This window comes from Janthinobacterium leeuwenhoeki, assembly GCF_051380795.1.
Classification (GTDB): Bacteria; Pseudomonadota; Gammaproteobacteria; order Burkholderiales; family Burkholderiaceae_D; genus Janthinobacterium.
This window is the reverse complement of sequence record NZ_JBNYXT010000008.1, coordinates 131,684-146,177: the sequence shown is the minus strand read 5'-3', so window position 1 is coordinate 146,177 and position 14,494 is coordinate 131,684. Positions and strand designations below refer to the sequence as shown.

The window sequence follows — 14,494 nt, the reverse complement described above, 5'->3', positions numbered from 1 at the left end:
TGATGTGCGCCGTTTTATTTTACGCATCTGAGCAAGTCTGACAAGGGTTCACGATACTTTATTGCTGAAGGATTATAAAAAAAACAGGAAAATGTTGCATTTTTTCCAAAAAGTCTGCGCGAAATTGACAATCTGAATCGTGAATGTTTTGATGAGGGCCCTGAAAATTTACAGAATTTTCATTGGTGGATTTTCAAAAAGGCAAATAAATTGTTGGTAAGCAATAAGTTATTTCAAAATAATTGCCGCCTTTATCACAATAACAAGGAATTTCAGATGATGATAGAAAATGTAATATCGCGGTCGCTGCGCCTGATGTTTGCAGGCGGCATGGCCCTGAGCATGCACGCCGCGTATGCGCAAGAAACAACAGATGGCACCATGCAACGCGTGGAAGTCACGGGTTCGAGCATCAAGCGCCTGGCATCGGAGACAGCGCTGCCGATCACCTCGATCAAGGCCGATGATTTCGCCAAGCAAGGCTTGACGACGGCACAGGAAGTGCTGTCCACCATTTCCATGAATCAGAGCTCGCAAAGCAGCTCGCAATCCGTCGGTTCCGGCACGGGCGGCCAGTCCGTCGCCGACCTGCGCGGCATCGGCGGCGACAAGACCCTGGTCCTGCTGAACGGCCGCCGTATCGCCAGCCACCCATTCAACGGTTCGTCCGTCGACCTGAATATCATTCCGATCTCGGCTCTGGAAAGAGTTGAAGTACTGCGCGACGGCGCTTCCGCCATCTACGGCACGGACGCCATCGGCGGCGTGATCAACTTCATCACCAAGCGTTCCGTCAAAGGCGGCTCCGTCACGGTCGAACATTACGAGCCACAGAAATCGGGCGGCGGCGACGAGTCGCGCCTGAACCTGTCCGGTGGCTATGGCGATCTGAACAAAGATGGCTTCAACGTCTTCGGCGTTGTCGACGTGCATCGCCAGTCGGCGCTGAGCACAGCCGACCGTTCCTTCTCGAAGAGCGGCTACATCCCGAGCAAGGGCGTGGATAACCTGAGTGGCACCACCTTCCCGGCCAACTTCTACGATACCGGCAATGGCCTGATCGGCAACCCGGCCTTCGCCGGCGGCTGCGTGGGTGAGAACCTGTACAAGAATACCTCGGGCAAGAGCACCTGCGCCATGGATGTCACGCCATTCATCCAGGCCATTCCGAAAACCCAGCAGGAATCTTTCCTGGGCAAAGCCAGCTTCAAGCTGAACCAGGATCACCTGGCCACCATCGAATACCTGCACTCGCGCAGCACCAACGAAGCGCGCATCTCGCCGCCACCAATGTCGAACATTGGCATCCTCATGTCCTCGAGCTCGCCGTACTACCCAGGCGGCAGCGGCGGTGTGCCAGCCGTGGCGGGCCTGTCGGGTAAGCCGCTGGACATCAGCTGGCGTCCAGTGGCATCGGGCCAGCGCAGCGGCTTCGACACCAGCACCTCGGACCGCCTGGTACTGGCTTCCGAAGGCGTCCTGGGCGCGTGGGACTACAACGTCGGCCTCAGCTATTCCGTCAGCAAGGCCACCAGCGCCTTCACGGGTGGCTATCTGAATGACCAGCGCATCATCGACGGCATTGGCAATGGCATCCTGAACCCATTCGGCGAGCAGAGCGCCGCCGGTGCGGCATACCTGAAAGATTCCGTCCTGAAAGGCGAATACCTGAGCGCGAAGATGACCAGCACCGCGGTCGACGCAAAGGTCAGCCGCGAGCTGTTCAACCTGCCGGCTGGCGCAGTCGGTTTCGCCGTCGGTACGGAATTCCGCAACGACAAGGCGGAATACAACGTGAATCGTGACCTGGCCGGCCAGGCATCGAGCTCCGGCTACGCCGAAGCGCAAAACCAGTCGGGCAGCCGCAACATCGCCGCCATCTTCTCGGAACTGAGCATTCCTGTCGTGAAAGACCTGGAACTGTCTCTGGCAGCCCGTTATGACCACTACAACGACGTCGGCGGCAGCTTCAACCCGAAAGTCGGCGTGCGCTGGCAGCCAACTAGCCAGGTGCTGCTGCGCAGCTCTTACAACACAGGCTTCCGCGCGCCAACGCTGTATGACCTGCATGGTCCGCAAACCAAGACCTTCACGGCCAACAAGTACAACGATCCACGCCTGTGCCCAGGCGGCGTACCGATTCCTGGCGCCAATAGCAACGTCGCCTGCGGCGCACAGCAATACATCCGTTCAGGTGGCAATCCAGACGTCGGCCCGGAAAAATCGAAAACCTTCAGCGCCGGTATCGTCATCGAACCTACCAAGTCGCTGACCGTCTCGCTCGATTACTTCCAGATCAAGCTGCGCGACAAGATCGGCACCGTGGCCGAACAGACCCTGTTCGACAACTACGCCAAATATCAAAGCAACTTCATCTACACGGCTGACGGCAAACTCGATTACGTGCTGGCCACCCTGGGCAACCTGGGCGAAATGCACACCTCGGGCATCGACTTAGGCCTGAACTGGAAATTGCCGCGTAGCCAGTATGGCAACTTCACGTTCGCCTTTGACGGCACCTGGGTACAGAAGTATGAGTACCAGAACGAACGCGGCGGCGAATTCGTGCAAAACGTAGGCGTGTATGGCGACAATGCACCGGTATTCCGCTGGAGACACAATGCCTCCCTGCAATGGAATATGGACAAGTGGAATGCCACGCTGTCGAACAAGTACATGAGCGGCTACCGCGACCAGAACTATGTCGATCCGCAATTCGAGCAAAGCGTCAAGGCTTACTCGGTATGGTCGCTGTCGGGCGCGTACTCCGGCTTCAAGAATACCGAAGTCACCGTGGGCGTAAAAAATCTGCTGAACGAAGATCCACCGTTCAGTAACCAGATCGGCACCTTCCAGTCCGGCTACGATCCGCGTTACACTGATCCGCTGGGCCGTACTTTCTACGTGCGCGCTACCTACAAGTTCTAAGTACACCTGACATAAGCTACTGCGCGTCGCGATTTGCTGCCGCTCGCTACGCTTCTGTCAGGCGTCTTGAATTCATTAAAAAAGCCCGAAAAGCTTAGCTTTCCGGGCTTTTTTTCATGCTGCGCGCCATGTCATTTCATTCCGCGTCGCCCTGCAAGCGGCGCTGCTTGACGGCCGCCGCCAGGTTTTCCAGCACGGCCACGCTGGCGCTCCAGTCGATGCAGCCGTCCGTGACGGACTGGCCATAGATCAATTCCTTGCCCGGGATCAAATCCTGGCGCCCCGCCACCAGGTGCGATTCCACCATCACGCCCACGATGCGGCCGTCGCCGCCGGCCACCTGGCTGGCGATGTCGGCACACACGGGGATCTGGTTTTCCGGTTTTTTCGAGCTGTTCGCATGCGAGGCGTCGATCATCAGGCGCGCCGCCAGGCCTTGCGCGGCAATCGCCTTGCACGCCTCGTCCACGCTGGCCGCGTCATAGTTGGGCGTCTTGCCGCCGCGCAAGATGATGTGGCAATCCTCGTTGCCGTTGGTCGAGACGATGGCCGAGTGGCCGCCTTTTGTGACAGAAAGGAAATGGTGCGGCTGCGAGGCGGCCTTGATGGCTTCCACGGCGATTTTCACATTCCCATCCGTGCCATTCTTGAAGCCGACCGGACAGGACAGTCCCGACGCCAGTTCGCGGTGCACCTGCGACTCCGTGGTGCGCGCGCCGATGGCGCCCCAGCTGATCAGGTCGGCGATGTATTGCGGGCTGATGACGTCGAGGAACTCGGTACCGGCCGGCAAGCCCAGCTCATTGATATCGCGCAACAGTTCGCGCGCCATGCGCAAGCCATCGTTGATGCGGAAGCTGTTGTCCATGTACGGATCGTTGATCAGCCCCTTCCAGCCCACCGTGGTGCGCGGCTTCTCGAAGTAGACGCGCATGACGATTTCCAGTTCGCCGGCGAAACGCGCGCGCTCCTTGACCAGCAGGCGCGCATACTCCATCGCCGCCTTGGTATCGTGGATGGAGCAAGGCCCGATCACCACCATCAGGCGGTCGTCCTGGCCGTGCAAGATACGGTGCAGGGCAATGCGGGCGCTGGCAGCGGTCTGTTCGGCTTGCTCCGAGCAGGCGAATTCGCGGATCAGGTGGGACGGCGGGGTCAATTCCTTCATTTCGCGAATACGCAAATCATCGGTGCGGGGCATCATTTTCTCCAAAATTTAAGGAAGGGTAAAACATCTGGGTAAAAAAAAACCGCCATCAGTGGCGGTTTTTTAGAATTTGCTGGGATCTCGTTTTGCTGCTACGTGAACCGACCGCTACTCCACCGCCTTTGGGTTGGAATTGCTAAAGTAAAAATAAGCGGTAAAAAAGTGGCGAGCGAACATGCGAGTCATCCGTAAGTGATGAACGACTATAAACCTAAATTGCAAGGGTTGGCAAGCCTATTTGTCGGCAAAGCCGCATGTCGCCGCCCTTTTACACTGCAAAATACATAAAAAAGCATAAAAAGTTGCGCGCTGTCGATACGCGTCGGCTGGCTACCAACGCTGTGGCCGCAGTGGCGCGCTCGCCACGCCAACCCATTTTTGACAGTGGGAAACGACGCATTACTGATGTAGCAGGTAGGTCGGATTAGCGGGGTGCAGCCACGCGTAATCCGACAACCGTGTTGGCCGCGCAGCATCCCAAAATCAAGCCGTGCCGCCTACCGTGATGCCATCGAGGCGCAAGGTCGGCTGCCCCACGCCCACGGGCACGCTTTGCCCCTCCTTGCCGCACACGCCCACGCCCGAATCGAGGCGCATGTCGTTGCCGATCATGGAAACGCGGTTGAGCACGTCAGGGCCGTTGCCGATCAGGGTCGCGCCCTTCACCGGGTAGCTGAGCTTGCCGTTTTCGATCATGTACGCTTCGCTGGCCGAGAAGACGAACTTGCCGTTCGTGATGTCGACCTGGCCGCCGCCGAAGTTGACGGCATATAAACCGTTCTTGACGGACGCGAGGATCTCGCCCGGATCCTTGTCGCCACCCAGCATATACGTGTTCGTCATGCGCGGCATGGGCAGGTGAGCGAACGATTCGCGGCGCGCATTGCCCGTCACGGGCATTTTCATCAGGCGCGCATTCATGGTGTCCTGGATGTAACCCTTCAGGATGCCATCCTCGATCAGGGTCGTGCACTGCGTCGGATTGCCCTCGTCATCGATATTCAGGGAGCCGCGCCGGCCCGCCAGGGTGCCGTCATCGACTACCGTGACGCCCTTGGCAGCCACACGTTCGCCGATGCGGCCCGAAAACGCGGACGAACCCTTGCGGTTGAAATCGCCTTCCAGGCCATGGCCGATGGCTTCGTGCAGCAAAATGCCGGGCCAGCCCGGTCCCAGCACTATGCTCATGGGGCCGGCGGGCGCCGGGCGCGCTTCCAGATTCACCAGGGCCGAATTGACGGCTTCCGTTGCGTATTGTTCCAGCACGGCATCGCTGAAATAGTCATAGCTGAAACGCCCACCGCCACCGGCCGAGCCCGTTTCGCGGCGGCCATGCTGTTCCGCGATCACGGTGAGCGAGACGCGCACCAGCGGGCGGATGTCGGCCGCCAGCACGCCGTCGCTGCGCAGCACCAGCACCACGTCGTACTCGCCGGCCAGGCCCGCCATCACTTGCACGACTCGGGGATCTTTCGCGCGCGCCATCTTTTCCACGCGCTCCAGCAACTGCACCTTGGCCGTGGCGTCCAGCGAGGCGAGCGGATCGTTGGGCAGGTACAAGGAACGCCCGCCCTGCGCAAGCATCTGGCCCGCGATCTTGATTCTGCCGGCGCCTGCGCGCGCAATCGTGCGCGTGGCCGCCGCCGCTTCCAGCAGGGCCCGCTCAGAAATATCGTCGGAGTACGCAAACGCTGTCTTGTCGCCAGACACGGCGCGCACGCCCACGCCCTGGTCGATGGAAAAACTGCCCGTCTTGACGATGCCCTCTTCCAGGCTCCAGCCTTCGCTCCTGGTCGACTGGAAATACAGGTCGGCATAGTCGACCTTGTGCGTAAACATCGTGCCCAGGGCTTTCAGCAGCTTGTCTTCGTCCAGGCCGAACGGCGTGAGCAGGAGTTCGCGCGCCACAGCCAGGCTGGACAGATTGGGTTCAAATGGGATCATGGCTATCTATTCTTTACATTTACATGGTGCGGTGGGCTAAAGCGGGCAAGGATTCGCGCACGCCGGCCAAAAACGCCAGGTCGATCTCGCCGCTCACCACGCCCTCGCCTTCGGGCAACACGGCTTTCACTTCGCCCCACGGGTCGATCAGCATGCTGTGGCCCCAGGTGCGGCGGCCGTTCGGATGCAAGCCGCCCTGCGCCGAGGCCAGCACGTAACACTGGTTTTCGATGGCGCGCGCGCGCAGCAGCACTTCCCAATGGGCGCTGCCCGTCGTATGGGTAAACGCGGCCGGCACGACGATCAGCGCGCAATCGCCCATGGCGCGGTACAGCTCGGGAAAACGCAAGTCATAGCAGATGGACAGGCCGACCCGGCCGAAAGGCGTCTCGATCGCGCGCACCTGCGCGCCCGGCACGATGGTGCGCGATTCATTGTACGACTCGGTGCCGCGCGTAAAACCGAACAAATGGATCTTGTCGTAGCGGCCGGCAGGCGCGCCTTGCGGGTCGTACACCAGCGTCGTGTTCAAGACCTTGCCTTCCTCGCCGGAAATCAGGGGCAAGGTGCCGCCGATCAGCCAGACGCCATACTGGCGCGCCATCTGCGCCATGCCATCCTGGATGGGGCCGCTGCCGGGCTGTTCCGCATGAGCCAGCTTGTCCATTTCCTGCTGGCCCATGATGGCCCAGTATTCAGGCAGCACCACCAGCTGCGCGCCACCAGCCGGCGCGCCGTGGCCAGGTTGTCTTCCACGGAAGGCGAGGAAATCATTTGTACTGCTGCCACTGTATGCATCATTAGCACCTCTTATCCATTCGAACGCCTCGCCTATTTCGCCACTGCCTCCACCGCTGCAGCGGCAGGTACGGCGACAGGTTCCAATTTACCACCATCGAGCTTGGTCACGACGGGCGATTTCCACGGGCCGGCGATCTGCATGTGGTAAGTGAGGGCCTTCATCACGGGGGCGCGCAGGAACAATTGCGCCAGGAAACTGCCCAGGCCAATGACGGGATTGACGGCCAGCGCGTACACGAGCGGCCCCGTGCCCAGGTTGAATTCCGGTATCACCACCACGTGCAAATTCGTCGTTTCATTGGCGATATCGGCCGTGCCATCCATCAGTACGGTAGCGGCCACGCCATGCATCTTGAGGTTATCGGTGCTCACCACGCCGCGCTTGATGCTGGCGTTGGCCGTGATGCCGTCGAAGGCCAGGCCTTCGGAAAACACGTCGTGGAAATCGAGTTTCAGCAAGCGGGGCAAGGCTTGCAGGCTGAGCACGCCCAACAGCTTGGCAGCGCCCGGGTCCTGCTTGAGGAACTGGCCCGATTCCACGTTCATCTCGATCTGCCCCGACAGGGTGGGGATGTCGAGCGAATACGGCAAGCCATTCCAGGCGATGTCGCCGCTCAGGCGGCCCTTGCCGCGGCGCACCGTATCGGCAAAGCCGAAGCGGTCGAGCAACTTGCCCGCATCGACGATATCGAGGCCGAAACGCAGGCTGGTCGTGCTTTGCCCATCCTTGATGACCCATTTGCCATTGCCGCTTAGGGCGCCGTCGGCGTTCGACAGTTGCAACTTACCCACGCGCCATTCGCGCCCGCCCGCCGCCATGGTGTTATAGGCCTGCAATTCCAACCGGCCGATCTTCTTGTTGAACAGTTCAAATTGCTCCGCGACGATATCTAGCGAAGGAATCGATTGGGCGCCGCTTTTTCCTTCCAACAAATTTTTCACGTCGTTGGCGGCCGACTCGGGAATGATCAGGGACGACAGGCGCGCCGTCATCTTGCCCAGGCCGGACGGCGTTTCCAGCCACGTCACATAGCCGGAGACTTGTTTCGCATCAATATTGGCTTGCCACACATCCTTCTGATGCGTGGCGCCCACGACCACGTTTTCCAGCTTGCGCTCGCCCAGCATCAGTTCGCTGGCACGGGCCGCCATCATGTCTGGCACCACGTATTGCGCAATATCGGGCGCATCGTCGGCGGCGCCGCTGTCGGTGGGGGCCGTGCCGCTGCCGGCGATTTCACTGCCGGCGGCAATCCAGCTGTCCACGTCCAGGGTTTTCATGTTGACGTTGAACATCATGCCGCTGTCCGGTTCCGGCGCCGGCACGTTCACGCCGATGCCGCCGCGCACCAGGCGCCATGCGTCCTTGCCCTGCTTCTGGCGCTGGTAGCGGGCGGCGATGCCGGAACCCAACGCGATACGGATATCGTCCGTGCGCAGACCGGCCCCGTTCGCCGCATTGCCCGTCAAGGTGAACTTCACGGGCAGGCTGTCGCCGGCCGGCTTTTTCAGGGGGGCGGGGAAATCCAGGCCCAGGCCCGTCAGCGGCGACTCGACATTGACCACCACCTGATGGTCGCGCGCCGTGATCAGGCCGCTGTAACGGGCGCCGCCATGCAAATGTTTCGCCAGGCGCTGCAGCACGGGCGCCGGATAGGTCTTGCGCAAGCCATCGATGGTCATGTTGCCGGCCAGTTTCACCTGGATGGAACTGTCCGGCTGCGTGCCGCCCGAGATGGCCAGCGGCCCGCCCAGCAGGCTGCCGTTCAAGCCATTCAGGTTAACGCCCTTTTCGTTGAATTCGATCTTGCCCTGCGTGCCCAGCACGGGCGGCATGTCGTGGAACAGCACCACGTCGTTGCCCGCCAGCTGCAAACTGCCCTGCACGGTCGACTCGAGCATGCGTTCGATCGGCAAGTGCAGCTTCAATGCCAGCTTGGCGTTGCCCGTCGCCGTCGTTTCATCCGTGAAATGCTCGATCCAGCCCAGCACGGGGCTGGCCGTCACGTACTTGAGGAATTCCTGCATCGGGCCGGCCGCGTTGCCCTCGATATCGAGCAAGGTGTCGAAGACGGTCAGGTCGGGGATCACGGCTTTGACATTCGTCAAGGCCACGCCGCCCGTGGTGGCCGTGTCGGCGCGAATTTCCATGCGCGCCCGCTCGAAGACAAAGCTGCCCTTGATCTTTTCCGCCTGCGGCCACAGGGGCGCCTTGCCCGCCAGGGGGCCGCTTTCCGCAAATTCGCCGGGCGCGTAATTCAGGGTGCCATTCTCGATCTTGCCGGCCACGCGGAAGTCGCCGCGATTGCGCTGGGCAGGCGTATCGGCCTTGAAGGGGAAATGCTCGAGTTCGCCACGCAGGCGCAGGCTGACATCGCGCGCCACGCCGCCCTCCAATGCGCCCGTCAGCCAGTGGCGCAGGTGCTCGGGCGTTTGCAGCGGCAGATAGCGGCCGATGGTGTTGATCTGAACATTGTCGATCGTACCCGTCACATCCACCTGACCCAATTTGCTGCCGTCGAGCGGCAAACGCTGCGAACCATGCAAGGCGACCCGCATGCCTTGTTGATCAAAATCAAGCCTGTCCAGGTCGACTTGCAGCATATTGTCTGCTTGAAAAGCCCAGCGCGCCTGCATTTCGAATTGTTCGAACGGCAAAGCCGGCTCACGCAAGTAAGAGGCCAGTTGCAATACCAATCCCTGTGCATCGATATCGATCTTGCCGCCCTTCTCGCTGGCGTCGATACTGCCAGTCAAATGATCGAAACCGGGGATAGCCGGTGCGGCCGCTTGCGCAGGGTTGGTCGCCGTCTTCGCCACGGCCAGGCGCGCCGGCTGCGCATTCAGGCCCAGATCGATGAGCTTGCCGCGCAAACGGTAGCTGGCGGGCGTGGCCATGTCGCCTTCCCATTGCGCAGAGAAGTCCTGCAAACGCCCGCGCGGCGCCAGGGCGTCGAGACGCTGGCGCTGCTGTTCGCCCAGCGGCAGCTTGTCGGCCAATGCGGCCAGGGTCTGCAAATCGAGCGACTTGGCCGTGATTTCCGTACGCGCCGGCTTGCGCTTCGTCGCAGCAACAAAGCGTTCGGACAGGGTCGTGGGCGGCAGGCTGAGACCATCGCGGGTTTCCACAGCGAAATTCGTCAGCTCCACCTGGTGCCCGTTCGCGCCAAAGGTTGGCTTGCCGTCCGGCACCTGCGCCGACAACTCTTCTTTTGCCGAAATGCGCCCGCTGACCGACAGCAGGTCGAGCGGCGCGATATGCTCGCCCAGTTGCGCCTGCACATCCGTCAAGCCCACGTCGGCCGTGAAGCCGGCCAGGCGCGCGTGATCCAGGCTCAACCAGGCGCGCAGGGCACCCTTGCCCTGGCTCAGTTCAAACGGGTAATCGAGGTAGCGGCGCCAGGCGGCCAGGTCGGCGTTTTTCAGGTCGGCATACAGCTCGCCCTTCCACATCGACACATCCGAGATGCGCGTACTGAAAGGCGGATGCGTGAAGTGAGCGCGTACATCGATGGGTGCGGCCAGGCTGGCTGGCGGCGTGGCCTGCAAGCCAAGCCGGTGGCTGCGCCAGCGGTTGCGCAGCAGCAAGTTGACCTGCGATAAAGCCAGCTCGGGGGTGCCGCGCGCCTCGTCCGTCCAGCGTACCTTGCCGTCGCGAATGATGATGTCATGCTGCGACAACATCCAGTCGGCGCCCTTGCCATCGCTGCCTTGCGTACTGTCGATCAATACCCCGGCCACATACAGCTTGCCATCCTTGCTGCGCCGCACGTCCAGGTCGGGGCGCGTGATTTCCAGGGTGTCGAAGCGCACGGCACCGAGCACGCTCCACCACGACACGGTGGCCGATATGCTCGGCAGGCTCAGCGCCTGGCGGCCTGCCTGGTCGCGCAGGGTCACGTCACCAAGGAAGAGATTCGGCCGCACGCCATGCCAGGAGGCATAAATACGCGCGATACTGACAGGGTTGCCCAGCGCGCGGCTGGCCGCCCGCTCGATATCACCCTTGTAGTAATCGATATTCGGCAAGATGGCGTAGCGCAGGAATAAAAACAGCACGGCGAAGGCGAAATACGCGAGCAGCACCAGTTTGATGGTAAAACCCAACACATGGTGGGTGGCCAGATTGGCCATGCGATAGGCGGCACGCAGCCGCTGCCAGCGCAGGGCCAATGGCACATGTTCTGTCACGCTTGCTTCTGGCGGTTTTTGCATCAATAAGCTAATAAACTGGCCCGGCGTCAAATAATGGCAAAAATCGTCTGCATTCGTGGTGCGCGCCTGCATCCTTGCGCTTGCGTCTGAGCAAAGCCTCCCTTACCATCGTCCGGAAGAGCACGCACTGCCGACGGTATAGGCCGGCGGCGCAATTTTACCGCATCCCCCGCCGTTCGCAGCCAAGTTAAACAAGAACATGCACGCAGCATCCATGAGACCCTTACCGACACCATGAGCACACAGCCTTTGATCTCCGCCTCCCGTTTCTACCAGCGCTGGCTGGACGCCGCCCCCGAGCGCGCCGCGCAGGTAGCGCAACTGGTACGCGCGCCGCTGGACGGGCTCGATTTTGCTGCCGCGCTGCTTGAGCAGGCGAGCGCTGCCACGCCACCGCTGCCGCCCGAACGGGCCATGCGCCGTCTGCGCAACCTGCTCGTCTGCGGCCTGATCGCGCGCGATCTGGACGGCCAGGCCGACTTGAACGAAGTCGTCACAGCCATGACGGGTTTTGCCGATTTCGCCATCCGCACGCATGTGGACGCCATCATGACCGAGATGGTGGCCCTGCACGGCATGCCAGTCGGCGAGGAGTCGGGCGAGGAACAGGCCTTGATGGTGCTGGCGATGGGCAAGCAGGGCGGCGGCGAACTGAATGTCTCGTCGGATATCGACCTGATCTTTGTGTACCCGGAAGATGGCGACACGCAAGTCACCGTGCCAGGCCAGCGCAGCCTGTCCAATCACGAGTTTTTCATTCGCATGGGCAAAAAACTGATCGCCGCCCTCGCCGAGATCACGCAAGATGGTTTTACTTTCCGCGTCGACATGGCGCTGCGCCCGAACGGCAACTCGGGTCCGCTGGCCGCCAGCCTGGGCATGGTGGAACAGTACCTGATCGTGCAGGGTCGCGAATGGGAGCGCTACGCCTGGGTCAAGGCGCGCGCCGTGACGGGCAAACCGGAAGACATCGCCTCGCTCGACGCCATCGTGCGCCCCTTCGTCTTCCGCCGCTACCTCGATTTCGGCGTCATCGACGCCATCCGCACCATGCATGGCCAGATCCGCGCCGAAGTCAACCGCCAGGAGCGGCTGCACCCGGACCGCAGCAACAACGTCAAGCTGGGCCGGGGCGGCATCCGCGAAATCGAATTCCTCGCGCAAGTGTTTCAATTGATACGCGGCGGGCGCGACGCCGAGCTGCGCGAACGTTCCACGCGCGCCACCCTGCGCACGGTGGCGGACAAGGGCTTGCTGGAGCCGGCCATCGTGGAACAATTACTTGCTTCTTACACTTTCCTGCGCAACCTCGAACACCGGCTGCAATACCTGGACGATGCGCAAACCCATACCCTGCCCGCGAATGACGCCGACCGCCTGACCGTGGCGCAGATGATGGGTTTGCCCGACACGCCCACCCTGCTGGCCCAGCTGGAAGCGCACCGCGTATTTGTCGCGGGGCAATTTGACGAGATGTTCAGCGATAAGAGCAGCGGCACGCCGCCGGCCGACACGGGCATCGACCCGCAAACGTCGAACGACTGCGCCGCCTCCGACCAGCAGGAAGCCATCGAAGCGCGCTTTGCCGCCCTGGGTTTCCACGAGCCGGCCGCCTGCGCATGCCGTTTGCTGGCCACGTGGCAGGCGCCCCGTTTGCAGTCATTGCCCGAGGCGAGCCGCACGCGCCTGGTGGCCCTCGTCAATTCCGCCCTGCCCCTGATCACCGATTGCTCCGTTTCCAACGGTAACGCCAGCCAGCTGGCCACCCTGGGCCGCCTGCTCGATTTCCTGGAAGCGATTGCGCGCCGCTCGGCCTATCTGTCGCTGCTGACGGAATACCCGCACACGCTCGAGCGCGTCGTGCGCATGGTGTGCGCCAGCGGCTGGGCCGCCACCTTCCTCACGCAGCACCCCATTCTGCTCGACGAATTATTGGATGAACGCATCCGCAATACGGTGCCGGACCCGGCCGCGCTGGCACTGGACCTGCAGCGCCAGCTCGACGACGCGCCCGGCGACACGGAGCGGCAGATGGATATCCTGCGCGAAACACACCACGCGCAGCTGTTCCAATGCCTGGCGCAAGACCTGGCTGGCGACCTGAGCGTGGAAAAGCTGGCCGATTACCTGTCACAGCTGGCCGACATCATCGTCGCGGCCACCGTGCAAGCCGTCTGGCAAACGTTACCGGCGCGCCACCGCGAAGTGCCGAAATTCGCCGTCATCGCGTACGGCAAGCTGGGCGGTAAGGAACTGGGTTACGTCTCGGACCTCGACGTCATCTTCCTCTTCGACGACGACGACCAGGAAGCGCCCGGCCTGTACGCCAAGCTGGCGCAGCGCTTCATTACCTGGATGACTTCGCACACTTCGGCCGGCATCCTGTTCGATATCGACATCGCCCTGCGCCCCGACGGCGCCTCGGGCATGCTGGTCTCCAGCGTGCAGGCGTTCGAGCGCTACCAGGGCAGCGCAGCCTGGGTGTGGGAACACCAGGCGCTCACGCGCGCGCGCTTCTGCGCTGGCGACGTCGCCATCGGCAAGCATTTCGAGCGCATCCGCGACACGATCTTGCGCAAGGAGCGCCCGGAAAACGGCCCGCTCAAGGGCGAAGTGGTGGCCATGCGCAAGAAGATGCTGGACGCGCATCCGCCCCGCCCCGGCAGTGTTGATTTGAAGCAGGATCCGGGCGGCATGATCGACATCGAATTCATGGTGCAATACCTGGTGCTGCAGCATGCGGCGCAGTACCCGCAGCTGACGGCCAACTCGGGCAATATCGCCCTGCTGCGCCTGTGCGGCGAACTGGGGCTGATCGACGCCCAACTGGCCGCACAGGTCGCCGACGCCTACCGCACGCTGCGCAAGCTGCAGCACCAGTTGCGCCTGCAGGGGCAAGACCTGGCCCGCGTGGAACCGGAGCGCGTGCGCGTGCATGCGGACAACGTCATGCGCCTGTGGCAAGCCATCTTCCAGGATGCGCGCTGATACGCCTGGCGTAAGCTGCCCACCCGTTCGCTGTTGTAGCAAAATTACCACAGCGAACGGAAGAATCGCTTGCCTCTGGGTCAGGTGCAACATGCCTCCCTTGCCGCGCCTGCTGGCCATCAACACAACATCGGCCACCCACGCAAAACGAATCAAGCACGCCAAGCCACTGCATTTCTGGTAGCGCTCATTATCCTCGTCCACACCCAATAAAAATCCGTAGATTCCCGTCTCACCTTGTTTTTCTCAATAAAAACCCTGGACGCGGCCCACATTTTATTCATACCCAAAAATAATCAAATCAGCCCCTTCCTGTATATCGGCGATCACGGCCGTGAACGAGCGATACCCGCATGCGAAAGGCGCCATCCATTTCCAGCTTCCACCACATCACCGCCCACTGGCATGAAG

At 61.5% G+C, this 14,494-nt stretch carries 5 protein-coding genes and 1 pseudogene; 2 read left to right on the top strand and 4 right to left on the bottom strand.

The genetic code is table 11. The features are described from left to right. Window positions 1-276: 276 nt before the first annotated feature. On the top strand, window positions 277-2,928 hold the full coding sequence (locus ACQ4WS_RS09900; RefSeq protein ID WP_436475796.1) for a TonB-dependent receptor: 2,652 nt from the start codon (window positions 277-279) through the stop codon (window positions 2,926-2,928). 136 nt (window positions 2,929-3,064) lie between these two features. On the opposite strand, the gene aroG is transcribed toward ACQ4WS_RS09900, so the two are convergent. The 4 genes and pseudogenes from aroG to ACQ4WS_RS09880 form a co-directional block, all read right to left on the bottom strand. Beyond that, entirely contained in the window at window positions 3,065-4,129 is a 1,065-nt protein-coding gene (aroG, locus tag ACQ4WS_RS09895; protein WP_086146852.1) for a 3-deoxy-7-phosphoheptulonate synthase AroG, read from the bottom strand. A gap of 489 nt (window positions 4,130-4,618) precedes the next feature. After that, window positions 4,619-6,079, bottom strand: a complete 1,461-nt coding sequence (tldD, locus tag ACQ4WS_RS09890) for a metalloprotease TldD (protein WP_436475794.1) — start codon at window positions 6,077-6,079, stop codon at window positions 4,619-4,621. A gap of 19 nt (window positions 6,080-6,098) precedes the next feature. Continuing rightward, window positions 6,099-6,880: pseudogene (locus ACQ4WS_RS09885) on the bottom strand (carbon-nitrogen hydrolase family protein). Between the two features lie 30 nt (window positions 6,881-6,910). Continuing rightward, complete coding sequence (locus ACQ4WS_RS09880) at window positions 6,911-11,071, bottom strand: YhdP family protein (protein WP_436475792.1); 4,161 nt, start codon at window positions 11,069-11,071, stop codon at window positions 6,911-6,913. Between the two features lie 258 nt (window positions 11,072-11,329). On the opposite strand from ACQ4WS_RS09880, the gene glnE reads away from it, so the two are divergent. After that, window positions 11,330-14,083 carry a bifunctional [glutamate--ammonia ligase]-adenylyl-L-tyrosine phosphorylase/[glutamate--ammonia-ligase] adenylyltransferase gene (gene glnE / locus ACQ4WS_RS09875; RefSeq protein WP_436475790.1) on the top strand — a complete coding sequence of 918 codons (2,754 nt, stop codon included), beginning with the start codon at window positions 11,330-11,332 and terminating at the stop codon, window positions 14,081-14,083. Window positions 14,084-14,494: the final 411 nt, after the last annotated feature.

Coding starts and splice junctions, on each gene's coding strand:
- aroG (WP_086146852.1), bottom strand. CDS start 4,129: ATGCCCCGCACCGATGATTTGCGTATTCGCGAAATGAAGGAATTGACC.
- ACQ4WS_RS09900 (WP_436475796.1), top strand. CDS start 277: ATGATGATAGAAAATGTAATATCGCGGTCGCTGCGCCTGATGTTTGCA.
- tldD (WP_436475794.1), bottom strand. CDS start 6,079: ATGATCCCATTTGAACCCAATCTGTCCAGCCTGGCTGTGGCGCGCGAA.
- glnE (WP_436475790.1), top strand. CDS start 11,330: ATGAGCACACAGCCTTTGATCTCCGCCTCCCGTTTCTACCAGCGCTGG.